The organism is Desulfitobacterium sp. THU1 (assembly GCF_038181555.1).
Taxonomy (GTDB): Bacteria; Bacillota; Desulfitobacteriia; order Desulfitobacteriales; family Desulfitobacteriaceae; genus Desulfitobacterium.
This window is the reverse complement of sequence record NZ_JBBWUA010000024.1, coordinates 34192-49795: the sequence shown is the minus strand read 5'-3', so window position 1 is coordinate 49795 and position 15604 is coordinate 34192. Positions and strand designations below refer to the sequence as shown.

At 44.2% G+C, this 15604-nt stretch carries 15 protein-coding genes and 1 riboswitch; of the genes, 14 read left to right on the top strand and 1 reads right to left on the bottom strand.

What is annotated here, in order from left to right:
• Positions 1-313: 313 nt before the first annotated feature.
• From AAC978_RS14700 to AAC978_RS14650, 11 genes are all read left to right on the top strand, one after another.
• Positions 314-1147, top strand: coding sequence for an electron transfer flavoprotein subunit beta/FixA family protein (locus AAC978_RS14700; protein WP_341548818.1), 834 nt, complete (start codon positions 314-316; stop codon positions 1145-1147).
• Complete coding sequence (locus AAC978_RS14695) at positions 1147-2451, top strand: electron transfer flavoprotein subunit alpha (protein ID WP_341548817.1); 1305 nt, start codon at positions 1147-1149, stop codon at positions 2449-2451. The genes AAC978_RS14700 and AAC978_RS14695 overlap by 1 nt, the downstream gene beginning before the upstream one ends.
• Before the next feature lie 12 nt (positions 2452-2463).
• A complete protein-coding gene (locus AAC978_RS14690; RefSeq protein ID WP_341548816.1) occupies positions 2464-3759 on the top strand; it encodes an FAD-dependent oxidoreductase in 1296 nt (431 codons plus the stop codon).
• Positions 3756-4034 (top strand): ferredoxin family protein, encoded by a 279-nt coding sequence (locus AAC978_RS14685; RefSeq protein ID WP_341548815.1) that lies wholly within the window; start codon positions 3756-3758, stop codon positions 4032-4034. The genes AAC978_RS14690 and AAC978_RS14685 overlap by 4 nt, the downstream gene beginning before the upstream one ends.
• 170 nt (positions 4035-4204) lie before the next feature.
• On the top strand, positions 4205-5209 hold the full coding sequence (locus AAC978_RS14680) for a rhomboid family intramembrane serine protease (protein WP_341548814.1): 1005 nt from the start codon (positions 4205-4207) through the stop codon (positions 5207-5209).
• Positions 5210-5404: 195 nt separating this feature from the next.
• A complete protein-coding gene (locus tag AAC978_RS14675) occupies positions 5405-7417 on the top strand; it encodes a penicillin-binding protein (RefSeq protein WP_341548813.1) in 2013 nt (670 codons plus the stop codon).
• Positions 7418-7499: 82 nt separating this feature from the next.
• On the top strand, positions 7500-8900 hold the full coding sequence (gene pepV, locus AAC978_RS14670; protein WP_341548812.1) for a dipeptidase PepV: 1401 nt from the start codon (positions 7500-7502) through the stop codon (positions 8898-8900).
• A gap of 35 nt (positions 8901-8935) precedes the next feature.
• Positions 8936-9997, top strand: a complete 1062-nt coding sequence (locus tag AAC978_RS14665) for a M42 family metallopeptidase (protein ID WP_341548811.1) — start codon at positions 8936-8938, stop codon at positions 9995-9997.
• The gene (locus AAC978_RS14660; RefSeq protein WP_341548810.1) at positions 9988-11004 is read left to right on the top strand and encodes a M42 family metallopeptidase; all 1017 of its coding nucleotides are present in this window, start codon (positions 9988-9990) and stop codon (positions 11002-11004) included. Before AAC978_RS14665 ends, AAC978_RS14660 begins: the two co-directional genes overlap by 10 nt.
• Before the next feature lie 15 nt (positions 11005-11019).
• Positions 11020-12039 (top strand): M42 family metallopeptidase, encoded by a 1020-nt coding sequence (locus tag AAC978_RS14655; RefSeq protein ID WP_341548809.1) that lies wholly within the window; start codon positions 11020-11022, stop codon positions 12037-12039.
• Between the two features lie 180 nt (positions 12040-12219).
• On the top strand, positions 12220-12813 hold the full coding sequence (locus tag AAC978_RS14650; RefSeq protein WP_341548808.1) for a 4Fe-4S dicluster domain-containing protein: 594 nt from the start codon (positions 12220-12222) through the stop codon (positions 12811-12813).
• A 4-nt stretch (positions 12814-12817) separates the two neighbouring features.
• On the opposite strand, the gene AAC978_RS14645 is transcribed toward AAC978_RS14650, so the two are convergent.
• A complete protein-coding gene (locus tag AAC978_RS14645; protein ID WP_341548807.1) occupies positions 12818-13522 on the bottom strand; it encodes a Crp/Fnr family transcriptional regulator in 705 nt (234 codons plus the stop codon).
• A gap of 194 nt (positions 13523-13716) precedes the next feature.
• A riboswitch (molybdenum cofactor riboswitch) is annotated at positions 13717-13851 on the top strand.
• Between AAC978_RS14645 and AAC978_RS14640 the strand changes: the two genes are divergently transcribed.
• From AAC978_RS14640 to AAC978_RS14630, 3 genes are all read left to right on the top strand, one after another.
• The gene (locus AAC978_RS14640) at positions 13845-14867 is read left to right on the top strand and encodes a molybdopterin-binding protein (protein ID WP_341548806.1); all 1023 of its coding nucleotides are present in this window, start codon (positions 13845-13847) and stop codon (positions 14865-14867) included. (Overlaps the previous riboswitch by 7 nt.)
• Before the next feature lie 64 nt (positions 14868-14931).
• Positions 14932-15321, top strand: coding sequence for a NifB/NifX family molybdenum-iron cluster-binding protein (locus tag AAC978_RS14635; RefSeq protein ID WP_341548820.1), 390 nt, complete (start codon positions 14932-14934; stop codon positions 15319-15321).
• A gap of 111 nt (positions 15322-15432) precedes the next feature.
• Entirely contained in the window at positions 15433-15558 is a 126-nt protein-coding gene (locus AAC978_RS14630) for a hypothetical protein (protein ID WP_015262322.1), read from the top strand.
• Positions 15559-15604 lie beyond the last annotated feature (46 nt).

Below are 15604 nucleotides of genomic sequence, written 5' to 3'. Positions count from 1 at the left end.
GTAATAGGCGAAAAATTCGTCTCAATCCCATCCCTCCTTCGCATATGCTATTATTTGACATGTAACACTATTTTGCCCAATAACAAGAAAACCCAGAACTTATTCTTATAAATATATTAATGATTACAAAATATATATGAACATTATTAAATTTGTGATATAATTATTTTTGTTTTTAAGCTCGACTTACCATTAACAGAATATTTAATATATTTTGTTAATCTAAAAACTTGTCTTTTTTCTCCTATTGTACTATGCTGTACATGTGAGATTATGTTTCTTTATTATAAAAGGGATAGAGGAGGGAGTTTTTTTGCATTTTGTTGTCTGTCTAAAACAGGTACCGGACTCGTCAGAAGTTCGGATTGATCCCAAAACGAATACACTTATGCGTGAAGGGGTCCCATCAATCATTAACCCATATGATGCACATGCTCTTGAAGAGGCAATTCGCCTCAAAGAGAAAGTTGGCGGAAAAGTTACAATCGTAACAATGGGTCCACCTCAGGCTAAGGAAGCGCTACGCAAAGCCATGTCTTTCGGTGCAGATCGAGCTATTCTTTTAACTGATAGGGCATTTGGTGGCTCGGATTCTTTAGCAACAGCTTATATCATTACCCAAGCTATCTTAAAAATTCACGAAACCGATCCCGTAGATCTAGTTTTGGCTGGTAAAGAAGCAATTGACGGTGATACTGCTCAGACAGGGCCTGGAATTGCTACTCGTTTAGGCTTCCCACAACTTACTTATGTCATTAAAGTAACTGATATTACTAATGACACAATAACAGTTCATCGCAAACTTGAAACAGGGCGCGAAGTGGTACAAGCCAAATTACCTGCTCTGCTTACAGTAGAAAAGGAGCTCAATGAGTTGCGTTACGCTTCACTACCAAACATGATGAACGCTGCCGCTTATGAGCCTGAAATTATCACTGCTAATTCCTTTGAATTTGATGTTACTCAAATGGGACTCAAGGGTTCACCCACAAGTGTAAATAAAATTTTTGCGCCCCCGGCTCGTTCGGGCGGAGAAAAACTCGACGGGACAAAAGATCCAAAAGGAGTAGCTGCTCAGTTAGTTGAGAAAGTATTCCAAGAAAATATTATCATGGTTAGTCCCGATGGTAAGGGAGGTAAGCGCTAATGGCTGTTATCATCGGTCCTGGTTGTATCAGTTGTGGAATTTGTGTGGGTGAATGCCCATCAGAAGCCTTAGAATTAGGGGGTAGTGGCGTAGTCGTTGATGCCGCAAAATGTACAGAGTGTGGCGATTGCGTGGACGCTTGCCCGAGCAATATTCTCTCCTTACCGGAAGGCGCTGGCAAGAAAGCCGAAGCAAAAGTGGAGACTCCAGTGTCCGCTGATGCTGATGCTGCTCCTGCAGTAAGTGTTGCTAAACCCAAAACAGAGAAGAAATCAGCTCCTGTTGCTGGCGGAGATGTTTGGAGCGGAGTATGGGTCGTTATCGAATACAATCGTGGCGAAATTGCGCCTGTATCTTGGGAACTCTTAGGTGAAGGGCGCAAGCTTGCCAATGATATCGGTTGTGAATTGGCTGGTGTTCTTGTAGGCCACGATGTAGAGAAAGTTATTCCCGAGGCCTTTGCCTATGGAGCTGAGAAAGTCTATGTGGTGGATGATCCAGTTCTTAAAGATTATCGTTCCCAGCCTTATGCTCATGCAATTACGGATCTCATTCGTCAATATCAGCCTGAGATCATTCTCATGGGTGCTACCGCGATGGGTCGTGACGTTTTCCCGGTTATCGCTACCACGATGCAAACAGGATTAACTGCCGATTGCACAGTTTTGGGAATCGATCCGACATCCAAACACCTTCTACAAACACGTCCTGCCTTTGGCGGAAACATTATGGCTACCATTCTTTGTAAGACTCGTCGTCCCCAAATGGCTACGGTACGTCCCAGAGTTATGGCTATGCCTGAACGAGTGGAAGGTAGAACAGGTGAAATCATTCGCGAAGAGTTAGGTCTCGCTGAAGAAGAAGTTTTAACTAAAGTAGTGGACTTTATCAAAGGTGATGCCAAGAGCATTTTCTTGGATAAAGCTGAAGTCCTCGTGGCAGTTGGTCTTGGCCTTGGCTCTAAGAAAAACTTAGCCTTGGCAGAAGAATTAGCCGATGTGCTCGGCGCTACTATTGCTGGGACCCGTGGTGCTGTAGAGGCTGGTTGGATTACCCATGATCGTCAAGTCGGTCAAACGGGTATTACGGTTCGACCTAAGCTTTATATTTCGATTGGTATTTCCGGAGCAATCCAGCATCTCGTCGGTATGGAAACCTCTGATTTTATCATTGCTGTCAATAATGATCCCGATGCATCTATTTTCCGTGTCGCTAATTACGGAATTGTCGGGGATCTTAACGAAGTTGTACCGGCATTAACAGCTGAATTCAAAAAGCGCCTACAGCACGGCGTAGCAAAGTAAGGAGGGGCCAACATGGAAAATTTTGATGTAATCGTCGTTGGAGGCGGTCCAGCCGGCCTATCTGCCGCGATTAGTGCTGCTAAGGCTGGAATGAAAACTGCTGTCATTGAACGGGGAGATTATCCTGGTACTAAAAACGTCATGGGAGGGGTACTTTATACCCAAGCAACGAATGAAGTTGCCCCAGACTTTTGGAAGGAAGCTCCTTTGGAAAGACCCGTTATTGAGCAACGCTATGCTTTTCTGAGCAAAGATGAAATCCTGACTGCGGGTTATCGTGATCCGGCTTGGGGTCAAGCACCTAATTATAATGCCCACACAGTACTCCGGGTGAAATTTGACCGTTGGTTGGCTGATCAAGCTATTAAAGCCGGGGCAATGATTATAACCGAAACTCTTGTTGAAGATCTCCTCTATCATGGTGATGATGTAGTAGGTGTTCGCACCGGACGTAGTGAAGGAGACCTGGGAGCAAAGGTTGTTATCATCGCTGAAGGAGCTAATAATTTCTTAGCCTGTAAGGCTGGACTTGCTAAGCCTCTGCGCCCTGAGAATATGGCCGTCGTAGTTAAAGAAATTATTGAACTTCCTCCTGAGAAAATCGAAGATCGCTTTTGCTTAGAGCCCCATGAAGGAGCAACCATCGAACTCTTTGGCGATTCTACTGCTGGAATGATGGGAACATCCTTTATCTATACCAACAAAAACTCCATTTCCGTTGGGGTTGGGGCAATGGTTAACTCCATGTCTGAAAAGGGATGGTCACCTAATGATCTCTTGGAGCACTTAAAAGCTAAACCTTATGTTAAAAGATTGCTGCAAGGTGGAGAAACAAAGGAATACTTGGCTCACCTGATCCCAGAAGGCGGTTATAACACTATTCCGAAGCTTTATCGTCAAGGAGTTATGGTCGTTGGGGACACAGCGATGTTTGTCAACGGTTTGAACCGTGAAGGCTCCAACTTGGCTATGATCTCCGGGAAAATTGCCGGAAATGTAGCCGCTGAAGCTATTAAATCTGGGGATATCAGCGCCCAAGGTATGAGCGTCTATGAAACTCGACTCCGTGATTCTTTTGTCATCAAGGACCTTTACAAGTTTAGAAAGCTTATGCCTTTCATCGAGGCCAATCCTCATTTACTGGGCGAGTATCCTGAAATTCTTAACCAAGCAGCCCGTATGTACTTTACAGCAGATGGTACTCCAAAAGCAAAAGTCTTCAGTAATATTATGGATATGGCATTTAAGAAACGGACAAAGAGTGGACTTGTTAAAGATATGTTTAATGCATGGAGGGCACTAAAATGAAATTAGATGATAAATTGTATTTGGTGCGCTTTAATACAGACAAACTCAATCACATTAAAATTGCTAATGGGGAACTTTGTTTAAAGTGCAAGGATAAGGTATGTACTTTTATCTGTCCTGCTCATGTTTATGACTGGGATGAAGAAGAGAATCGTATCTCCGTTGGCTACGAAGGTTGTCTTGAATGTGGCACCTGTCGAGTTGCCTGCCCCTCCGGGAATATAAAATGGGACTACCCTCGAGGCGGTTTTGGAGTCTCCTGGAAGAACGGCTGAGCCATTCATTGTGTTCAGTGATGATTATGAGTTACTTAAAGGCAGTGGAGAATTCCACTGCCTTTTCTAACTCTAAGGATAGATTCTAGCTATGCTGTGATCACTTTTTTGACAATAACGGGCTTAACACTTTAGAATATATATGATGACAGTGATTATTAAGACCAGAGGTGTTAAAAAAAGGAGGGCTTACTATCCTCGAGCGTATTTTACGCGGGCTTCAAGAGGATCAATGGTCTATAGAAAAGGATTTGAATCAGTGGGTTTTAGCTCATAAAGAGGAAGAGGGCTTTCTTTTCTCCGTCTTAAAGAGGGGAGAACTTTTAGCTACACCACAAAATGTTTCCCAGATCGATTCTCCCGTAAGATATTGGGAAGCAATAATCTTTTGTCCTGAAGGACTCTCCTCTCAGGATTTAAAACAACCCGCTTTGCAAAAGATTCAAGCTTGGTTTATAGATTTACAAACAGGTTCTATATTTGCAGCCCCGGCGACGGAAAAAAGAGATCGCTTAAACCAAATTCTTTCCTATCTTGAACCAACTCCTTCTAGAGGGGCTACTCAAGGCAATTCGACAGATGTTCCGCTTAATTCAAGATTTGCTCCTGCTTCTAATGGGGTAATCTTCCGACCCTATCTTACCTATAGTCTTGTTTTCATCAACTTGTTTATATTTGCCCTGATGACTTTGGCTGGCGGTTCCACTAATACAGGTGTCCTTATCATGTTTGGGGCAAAGGTTAATGCCCTGATTATTCAAGGAGAGTATTGGCGCCTTTTCACAAGCATGTTCCTCCATATCGGAGTAATCCATTTAGCCTTTAACCTTTATGCTTTATGGATTTTAGGGCCGATTTTGGAAGAGCTGTTTGGTCGTATTCGCTATCTCTTCATCTATATCCTGAGCGGAGTTATGGGTTCTCTCGCCAGTTTTCTTAGCACGGAGGCAATTTCGGCAGGGGCATCGGGAGCAATTTTTGGAATTCTTGGGGCTTTAGTAGTTTACTCTCGCCGCAGACCCTCCCTTTGGAAATCCGGTTTTGGTAAAAATCTGGTGATTATTGTTCTGATTAACCTAAGCATCGGTTTTTTTCAACCGGGAATTGATGTTTACGCCCATATAGGCGGACTCCTTGGTGGCATGCTTCTTGCATCCATTCTTTCCATGAAATAACATTAATTTACTCGCATTCAATTTTCAATCCAGGACAAAATAATTACAAAGCTCATGGTTTCTTAGCAAGGTGGCCCAAAAGACCATCGATAGTTAAGAAAACATGGGCTTTTTCGGATTATTAATCTCACCGGAAAAAAAGAATGGTATAATACTATTATTCTAGATTATTTCTATAGACTGCGAGGAAAACATGTGAAACGAGGCTATTTTGTTCGAGAAAATGTTCTCTACGGTCTGCTCATCTTTATGGTGGTGGCGGTCGTGGGACGATTATTTATGCTTCAAGTGATTGATGCTTCCGAACTAAAAGCAAAAGGGATTGAGAGGAGAACCAGTAGTGCAAGCTTACTTCCTGAAAGAGGTAAAATTCTTGATGCTCAAGGCAGTGTTTTAGCCCAAAGCATACCTGTCAAAGAGATCTATGCGGATCCCCGTGCGATTAATGAGTTAATAGCTAAGAAGCAGACCTCTTGGACCAAAGAAGCTATGGCGGATAAGATCGGTGAACTCTTGGACTTAGATCGGGATAAGCTACTAGAAAAACTAAACAAAGATTTATCCTGGGTCAATATTGCTAATCAAGTAGATTTGGAAAAAGCAGAAGCAATCAAGGCCCTTAAGCTTCCTGGCATCGGTTATAGTGACCAACAAAGGCGCGTCTATCCTATGGATAATTTAGCTTCTGCTGTTCTTGGTATTGTTAATTTGGCAGGCCATGGTGCGGAAGGTATTGAATCTTACTATGATGAGGAGCTCTACGGTACCCCTGGTTATACTTCACAACAATTCATGCTCAAGGACTCAAAACTCAATGAACCGGCTTTAAAGGGATCAGATATTCAACTTACCTTGGATTCAACGATTCAATACCTTATTGAACAACAATTAGACCAACTCGTGGAGAGAACTCAAGGGAAGCGGATTGCTATTTTGGCCATGGATCCTATGACAGGTAAAATTCTTGGCATGGGCTCCCGACCTACCTTTAACCCCAATGATTACACATCCACAACCCCGGAAGAACGACGCAATTTGAATATCAGCATGTCCTATGAGCCGGGCTCCACCTTTAAAATCATTACTGGTGCAGCGGCCCTAGAGGAAGGCATCTTAAAGCCTGACGATGTTTTTGATGATCCAGGCTATATACGGATTGGACCGCGCTACATAACGAACTGGGATTCTGACTTTAGACCCCATGGAGAAATCACTTTTCAAGAAGGGATGATGATCTCTTCAAATGTGGTACTGGCCCAAGTAGGAATGGAATTGCGCAAAGAAGCCTTCTATACATATCTGAGAGCTTTTGGCTTCGGCGGAAGGACGGGTATCGATCTCACCGGGGAAGAAACCGGATTACTTATACCTCAAGATAAGGCCCGAGATATTGACATGGCAACCATGTCCTTTGGCCAAGCTAATCTAGTAACACCAGTTCAATTGCTTACGGCAATTTCCAGCATTGCTAATGGTGGGACCCTCTATAAGCCCTATATTCTTGAGAAAATCACCTATCCAGATGGTACCACGAAAACAATTAATCCAACCCCTGTCCGTCAAGTGGTCTCTAAATCAACATCCGAACAGATGACTGCCATCTTAGAGGCAGTAGTCAACGAAGGAACGGGTGCTGCCGCTCACATACCGGGAATTCGGGTAGCTGGAAAGACAGGGACAGCTCAAAAAGTGGACCCGGAAACTGGTGGCTATTCTTCAACCGATTTCGTGGCCTCCTTCGCCGCTTATGCTCCGGCGAATGATCCTAAGATTGCTCTCATCATTCTTATCGATACCCCCCAAGGCGAAAGCCACCAAGGGGGGACTTTAGCCGGGCCTGTTGCTAAAGCTATTATCGAAGGCGCCCTTCAATATTACGGAATTCCCGTAGCTCATGAGACTCCGAGTGAAGTAAGTAAGCTTCCTGAGACGAATTTTGAACGGCCAACCCCAGCTTCAGTAGCACCTGAACGGACACCGTTGAAGGGTGAAACAGTAGTTCCTGATCTTACAGGCTTAACAATGCGACAAGCCGGTGAAAAACTAGCTCAGGCGGAACTTCACGTGAATTTTTCCGGAACCGGACTCGTGAGTTCTCAAAGCATTCAGCCTGGAACGGTTGTCAACACGGGTACCATGATTGATGTACAATTTACTCCCCTTGAGGAAATATTAAAGCAAACGGAAGACCCACCACCGACGCCATAAGAGAATTGCAGATTTCTTACCAAAAAGGGTATCCTAGCAAAGGAATAGTCAATTGAATCAAACAGAATAGGGAGGAAACACAATGGATATTGAGAACCTTAACCAAAGAATTGATGGACTTAAAGATGAGATGATAAATGCTGTCCAAAGCTGTATCCAAATTAAGAGTGTCAGAGATATGGATTCTGCCTTGCCCGGAGCCCCTTTTGGACTGGGGATAAGAGAATGCCTAGAATGGACATTAAACTTAGGGCAAAGCCTGGGCTTTACGGTAAAGAATATTGATGGTTACGCCGGACAGATTGAGATGGGCACAGGGGAGCTCCTAGGGATCTTAGGACATTTAGATGTGGTCCCTGAAGGAGATGGATGGTCTTTTCCACCTTATAGTGGTGAGATAGCTGACGGAAAAATCTATGGCCGAGGGGCAGTGGACGATAAAGGCCCCACTTTAGCTGCCCTTTTTGCTATGAAAGCCATTAAAGATGCGGGAATACCTCTCCATAAGAAAGTGCGTCTGATTCTGGGTACCGATGAAGAGTCCGGCTGGGCAGATATGGATTATTACAAACAAAAAGAAGAAATTCCCGTGCAGGGATTTGCCCCGGATGCGGAATTTCCTCTAATTCATGCCGAAAAGGGCATTTTTCATCTCGAGCTGACTAAACAATTAAGTTTACCTCACCTTAAACAAATCCAAGGTGGGGATCGTGCCAATGTGGTTCCTGACACCTGTCGGGTCGTTCTCAATGGTCTGGCTCAGGACGTAGTTTCTCAAAAATTAACCGACTATTCCTTCCCTGAAGGGGTATCAGGTGACCTGGAAAATGAAGGTTCAGGTACAGGTGAGACTCTTATCCTTATCTTTAAAGGGGTGGGAGCTCATGGAAGCCTACCTCAGAATGGGAAAAATGCTGTCCTGCACGCCCTGCAGTTTCTTCAGACATTGGCGATCAACGAGGAGGAAGCCCAATTAATTCAATGGCTCACTACAAAAGTCGGTGGAGGGTTTTATGGAGAAGGCTTGAACATTGCCTTTGCTGATGAGCCTTCAGGAAGATTATCCTTGAATTTAGGCATTATGGATTGGTCTGAAGATCACCTTCGTTTCGTTTTAGATATACGTTACCCGGTTACTATTAATCAGGATCAGGTTTTAATCCCTTTGCAGGAACAAGCCGAAGCAATGGGTCTCCAGCTAAAAACCCTCAGTCATCAAAAGGCACACCATGTACCCAAAGACAGTCCTTTAGTTGGCGCTTTATTAAAAGCCTATGCCGACGTGACAGGCCTTGAGGCTTATGCCTTTGCTATTGGGGGCGGGACCTACGCAAAAGTTTTACCCCAAGGGGTTGCTTTTGGTCCGCTTCTTCCTGGTGAGCCTGAAGTCATCCATTGCGCCGACGAATACATAGCAATCGATAGTCTAGTCTTAGCCTGCAAGGTCTATGCTCAAGCTATTTTGAATCTAGCACGAGCTTAAAACAGAAAATATTTGTGATGAGGAGGCTGAATGTATTGAATAACGCGCAACAATCCAGCGCGAAGGATTTCTTAAAAAGGCTTTCTGAAAACTCAGGTGTATCTGGGTACGAAGAGAGCCTGACTCCTCTGGTGCAAGCTGAATTTCATCCCCTAGCTGACGCTGTTTATACAGATGCTTTAGGAAACATCTATGCACATAAAAAAGGTACCATTGGCCGCTATAAAATCATGCTTGCTGCTCACATGGATGAGATTGGCCTCATGGTTAAGGGCATTGAACAAAGCGGTTTTATTCGCTTTACCACCGTAGGAGGAGTAGATCAGCGAACTCTTCTTTCCCAGGAGGTTATTATTCATGGCCGAAAACCCGTCCTCGGCGTTATTGGCTCCATACCGCCCCATCTTCTATCGGACAATGGGGAAAAAGCTGTAAAGATTGATGAGATGGGGATTGATGTTGGGCTTCCCTATGACAAAATCCGCGAAGTTATTCAGGTTGGAGATATTATTACCTTACGACGTCAATGTATAGAAATGCTGAACCAGCTTGTGGCAGGCAAGTCCTTTGATGATCGTGCTGGTGTGGTTGTCATGAAAATATGCCTAGAAGAACTGCAAAAGATCCAGCATGCGCACGACGTAATCGCCGTAACTACAACCCAGGAAGAGCTCGGTTATCGGGGAGCAATCACAAGCTCCTATACCTTGAATCCGGATCTGGGAATTGCTATCGATGTAACGCATGCCTTGACACCCGATACGAAAGGGCAGGTGGATGTAGAATTAGGGAAGGGTCCAGCGGTCGCCATTGGCCCAAACTTTCATCCCTTGGTCTATGAAGAGCTACTTAAAAGTGCTCGCGAATGGCGTGTACCCTATCAGATTCATCCTGTACCGGGCCGAAGCGGCACAGATGCCTGGGCTATTCAAGTTACCCAAGCCGGTGTGCCCACGGGCTTAGTCTCGATTCCCTTACGCTACATGCATACTACTGTCGAAACCATAGATATGAGGGATATCGTCCATACCGGAAAACTATTGGCCTATTTTATAGCAGGACTTCCTGAGGACTTGGAGGGAAAAATATGCTATTAAAGACCTTAACCCAACTTAATGGCACCTCGGGGGCCGAACAGGAAATCCGCAAAATTCTCACGGAACAACTGAAACCTTATGTAAACTCCATACACACCGATAAGATCGGCAACCTCATTGTCCATAAGAATTCGTTAACAGTCGGCCCTAAAGTAATGATAGCCGCTCATATGGATGAGGTGGCGCTTATGATTACTGCGATTACCTCTGAGGGATTTCTTAAGTTTAAACCAGTTGGGGGCATTGATTCGAGAATCCTGGTCTCCAAGCCTGTGCAAATCAATGCTTTACTTGGTGTCATCGGAGCAAAGGCTATTCACCTTCAGAAACCCAAAGAACGTGAGCAGGCCTTAAAAATTGAACAGCTCTATATCGATATCGGTGCTACAGCTAAGGAAGAAGCTGAAAAGCATGTCAAAATCGGAGATTATGCTTACTTCTATACAGAAACCGAGCCACTCGGTGAAGGGTATTGGAAAGGTAAAGCGTTTGACGATCGGGTCGGCTGTACTCTTCTCACAGAGCTTTTAAAGAAAGATTATCCTCTTAACCTGATTGGTGCCTTCACAGTCCAAGAGGAGGTAGGGTTAAGAGGTGCTACGATAGCAGCCTACCATGTGCAACCGGATTTGGCCATCATTCTGGAAGGAACCGTTTCTGCTCATATGATGGAAGTAGAAGAGGGAGCCTGGGTTACGGAACCCGGAAAGGGCCCGGCACTTTCCATTATGGATAGGGCCACCTTATATCAGCCTAAGCTACTTCAACAAGTGATAGAACTCGCGGAGAAAAATGGCATTCCTTATCAATTTCGAAAAGGACATAGCGGTGGCAATGATGCCGGTTCTATTCATCTGAGCCGCGAGGGAATTCCCACGCTCGCCATCAGTGTTCCTTGCCGTTATATTCACTCTACCGCTTCGGTTATGGCTGAAGCAGATCTACAAAATGCCCTTGCCTTAGTAGATGCAATCCTGAAGTCTATTCCCAATGAATTTAAGTTTTAAAGGAGGACAAATCTTATGCCCTATGATCAGAATCCTCTGGATTATTCACTATTGGAACGGTTAACCCAAACCTTTGGGCCTTCAGGTATTGAAGATATAGTGACTACAGCTATTGCTGATGAGGTTCGGCCCTATTGTGATGAGATGAAGACAGATACTCTCGGCAATCTGATCGCCATCCGTCGAGGCACCGGCAAGAAGATCATGATTGCTGCCCATGTCGACGAAATCGGAGTTATGATAACCCACATCGATGAGAAAGGCTATTTGCGCTTCGCGCCTATAGGTGGTGTCTCCATACGAGAATTGCCCCATCGCCGAGTTCTCTTTCAGAACGGGATAATGGGAACCATTGGCGTCGAAAAATTAGAGAAGCCCATCGATCTTAAATTGGATAAGCTCTATCTTGATATCGGTGCTACTTCTCGGGAAGAAGCAAAAACTCGTGTTTCAATCGGGGAAAGTGCCGTTTTTGCCGGGAATTTCACTAAACAAGGAAAACGGATGACTTCCAAAGCTATGGATGATCGAGTAGGCTGTTTTGTTGCTATTGAAGTACTGAAACGTCTAAAGACAGATCATGAAGTATATTTTGTGTTTACTGTTCAAGAGGAGGTAGGGGTCCGCGGTGCCCAAACAGCTGCTTTTGCCCTCGAACCTGATTTAGCAATTGCCTTGGATGTTACGGGGACAGGGGATACCCCCAAAGCACACCCCATGGATGTGAAACTAGCTCATGGTGCGGCTATTAAAGTCTTTGACCGCTCGATGATTACCCATCCCAAAATCAAGGCTTGGATGGCTCATACAGCAGAGCAACATAATATCTCTTATCAGTGGGAGGTTCTCGAATATGGTGGTACTGATTCCGGAGCGATCCATTTGAGCAAGGGAGGGATTCCCTCCGGTGTAATATCTATCCCTACCCGTTATATCCATAGCCCCTCCGAGACCGTAGATCAAGGAGATATCGAAGGGGCTGTCCAGTTGCTTCTGGCTCTATTGGAAGGTCCTGCAGAGCTATCCATACTGTAAACAAAGGGCCTTTTTCAAACACCATACCTCATGAGAATGCCGGTTCTTGACCAAATTTATGGCAAAGAACCGGCATTCTCATGGTTTATTAAGAAGTGTGACTCAGGACACATCTAAATTAGGGTTGGATGGTAAAATGGATTAGAATGATTTAGTATATTGCAAGTGGGGGAAATAGTAATGACCGAAGAAGGTTTTGTACTCGAACACTGCCGTAAAAATTGCGTTAAATCTACGCAGGACTGGTCGTTGCTCTACGAGCAGCTCAATCAGCTTTTTCAGGATATGAATTTTTCAACACATTTAGCGACGAAATTTTCTTCGGTTCACTATCATCATCTGCCGAAAATCGGCTTAGCCGGTTGTCCTAATGCATGTTCGCAACCCCAGATTAAGGATATAGGTATTATCGGCTATCTATTACCGAAATTCACGGATGACCACTGTACCGGCTGTCAAGCCTGCATCCGTTCTTGTCAAGAAAAAGCCTTAACTTGGCAAGAGGGTTTAGTGTTTAATGAAGAGCTCTGTCTTGGTTGCGGGGATTGTATTCGCACTTGCAAGACAGGTAAGATAGTATCTGGAGAGTCTGGCTGGAATCTTTATTTGGGAGGTCGTCTCGGCAGGAAGCCTAAGTTAGCTCGCCTTTCTAAGGAGAAGTTTCGAAGCGATAAGGTTTATCAAAAAATTGGTTTACTACTAGAAGACTATCTGGAAAACTGCCTTCCCAACGAAAGGCTTACCCATTTTCTCGACCGTCGTACCGAGTTGTAAATGCTTAAAGGGAGTTTTGACGGTCATGAATCCATTCCTGTAGTTGCTCAAGACTAAGTACCGTGATGAGCTTTTTCTCAATCTTCAAGATTCCCAGGTCTTTAAGCTCACCCAGAATACGACTTACGGATTCTCGGGCTAAGCTACACATTCCCGCTAAATCTGTGGCAGAGAGGGGAATAGTAATATTTATTCCTTCGTCCGTCTCTTGTCCATGGACATGTGCCAAAGCAAATATTTTTGCACCTAAACGGGATCTGGCATCCCCAAGAGCTATATTCTTGATTTGACGATAGGCGCGGCGAAGATCCAAAGCCATATTTTGATAAAAAGGCCATAGGTCGGAAGGGTTTTCCTTAAGATACTGGAGAAGGATTCTCCGTTCTAACACAAATACCTCCGATGTTTCGGTAGTAATGACTGCATAAGGATATACCTTGCTATCAAATATGACCTCTGGGAAAAAGGCAGGGGCTTGAAGAATCCGAAAAATCTTCTCAGTAAATTCGCTCATCAATAAGATTTGCACTCGGCCTTTGAGCAAAAAGTAGACATAATTACCTTCCTCACCGGTGAAGAAAAGAAATTGCTTCGCAGCAAATTGCCTGATCCTTCCATGGGACGCACAGTATTCCCAGAATGATTCAGGTAGCTTTTCCCAAAGGGGATCCTTATGAAATATTTCGAATCCAGTTTTATTGACTGTCATGGGGAATGGGTCACCTCTTTTCAAGTAAATCAATGGCCTGATCGATTGTCTAATTAGTAAAAATTCGCTACGGACTTAAATAAACCCTCTTATGGATTACGATAATAACGGACACTAATAATATTTGATACGGATAATAACGGCAATATTATTAATGTCCTATTATTTTATTTCCCATAATGAAGTTTTAGTTTATAATAATAGTAACCCGAGCCTAATAGCCTAAGGGTTTTTCTATGGTGTTAGGCCGTTTCAGAATTCTGAAACCGGGGTGTGTTTAGAAATGAACATGCCTTCTGCATACGAAAAGGAGGAAAAATCAATGCAAAAGATCAAGATACAGGATGCCATTGGGGCTGTGCTTATGCACGATATGACTCAAATTATTCCCGGAAAGACCAAGGATGCTCGTTTCAGAAAGGGTCATGTAATCAAGGAAGAAGATATCCCGGTACTCCTTAGTATGGGAAAAGAACATATCTATGTATGGGACCAGAAACCGGGACTTATACACGAGGATGAAGCAGCAGAGCGTCTGGCGAAAGCCGTAGCTGGACCGGGGTTAAAATTTAGTGAGACAAAAGAGGGCAAGGTCAATTTGATTGCCGAACTAGATGGCTTAATCTATGCATCCGAGGAAGGTATTTACGCTTTAAATTCTATTGAACATATTATTCTTGCTACGTTGCACAATCATCGTCCGGTTAAAAAGGGCGATAAAATTGCCGGTACACGAGTTGTACCTTTAATGATTGACGAAAAAGTTATTCTGGAAGCAGAGGAAATTACTCGTCAGTTTAAAGAACCCATCCTCCAAATTCGCCCCCTCCAATCGAAAAAGGTTGGGGTGGTTACTACTGGAAGTGAAGTATACCACGGTAGAATTCAAGATAAATTTGGACCTGTGCTCCAAGGGAAGGTGGCCGAATGGGGTTCCGAGCTCTTGGGACAAACCTTTGCCGATGATAATGTGGAAATGATTCAAGAACGCATCCGTGAACATATTGCTCAGGGAGCAGAAATGGTCCTTGTAACGGGGGGAATGTCTGTAGATCCAGACGATTTGACGCCAACTGCTATCAAAGGACTAGGAGGGGAACTGGTGACTTATGGTACCCCTGTGCTTCCTGGGGCAATGCTTTTACTGGCTTATTTAGATGATATTCCCATCATGGGATTGCCGGGTTGTGTGATGTACTCTCGGAAAACGGTCTTTGACCTTGTCGCTACGCGGATTCTTGCTGGAGAGCGTCTGACCCGACTAGAAATCGCCAAATACGGGCATGGAGGATTGTGCTTAGAATGTCCCCAATGTACCTATCCTCATTGTTCCTTCGGAAAATAAACAAACACCCCAAACGTATTGCCAGGCAAGTATTTTATCCAGTTTCGAAAGGTAGGTTTATATGATGAACAGAAAAATTGCCATTCCGACAGAAGGGGAACTTGTGAACGCGCATTTTGGTCGCAGTCAAGCCTTTACTCTCTTTGAGATTCAAGAGGGAAAGGTTTCCGGCCAAGAACGCATCGATACAGCAAATTTTCAGCATCAACACGAAGGGATTGCCCAACTCTTAAAGTCTAAAGGAGTTGAGACCGTTATTTGTGGGGGAATTGGGCCGGGAGCTATCAGCGGCCTTGAAAATGCTGGACTAGAAATCCTTCGCGGAGCTAATGGACCGGCAAGCGCTGTCGCCCAATCCTATGCTGACGGAACCTTTGTTTCTTCTAATGCTGTTTGCAACCATAATCATGATCACGGACACAATCATGATCACGGGCATCACCATCACCATTGATTGATTTTTTCGCTCAAGGCAAAACTACATCAAAACTGCATATTGAAGTGAGAATATACTCAGAATAAGTATGGGTGCTCAAACTATGGCGTAGAAAGGGCGGATTTTGGCATGGGAAAACATAAAAAAGTATCGCGTCCCAAATCTCCTGTTACCGTGAGAGACCCGCATTATCAAGAATATGATATGCAGAAGGAACGGAACATCTACGACTATAAAGGGTACAGGCATCCTTAACTCATGGAGAGGGATCAGCGTAAGCTGGTCCTCTTTTTATATTTTG

Coding starts and splice junctions, on each gene's coding strand:
- AAC978_RS14695 (WP_341548817.1), top strand. CDS start 1,147: ATGGCTGTTATCATCGGTCCTGGTTGTATCAGTTGTGGAATTTGTGTG.
- AAC978_RS14690 (WP_341548816.1), top strand. CDS start 2,464: ATGGAAAATTTTGATGTAATCGTCGTTGGAGGCGGTCCAGCCGGCCTA.
- AAC978_RS14685 (WP_341548815.1), top strand. CDS start 3,756: ATGAAATTAGATGATAAATTGTATTTGGTGCGCTTTAATACAGACAAA.
- pepV (WP_341548812.1), top strand. CDS start 7,500: ATGGATATTGAGAACCTTAACCAAAGAATTGATGGACTTAAAGATGAG.
- AAC978_RS14660 (WP_341548810.1), top strand. CDS start 9,988: ATGCTATTAAAGACCTTAACCCAACTTAATGGCACCTCGGGGGCCGAA.
- AAC978_RS14655 (WP_341548809.1), top strand. CDS start 11,020: ATGCCCTATGATCAGAATCCTCTGGATTATTCACTATTGGAACGGTTA.
- AAC978_RS14650 (WP_341548808.1), top strand. CDS start 12,220: ATGACCGAAGAAGGTTTTGTACTCGAACACTGCCGTAAAAATTGCGTT.
- AAC978_RS14645 (WP_341548807.1), bottom strand. CDS start 13,522: ATGACAGTCAATAAAACTGGATTCGAAATATTTCATAAGGATCCCCTT.
- AAC978_RS14640 (WP_341548806.1), top strand. CDS start 13,845: ATGCAAAAGATCAAGATACAGGATGCCATTGGGGCTGTGCTTATGCAC.
- AAC978_RS14635 (WP_341548820.1), top strand. CDS start 14,932: ATGAACAGAAAAATTGCCATTCCGACAGAAGGGGAACTTGTGAACGCG.
- AAC978_RS14630 (WP_015262322.1), top strand. CDS start 15,433: ATGGGAAAACATAAAAAAGTATCGCGTCCCAAATCTCCTGTTACCGTG.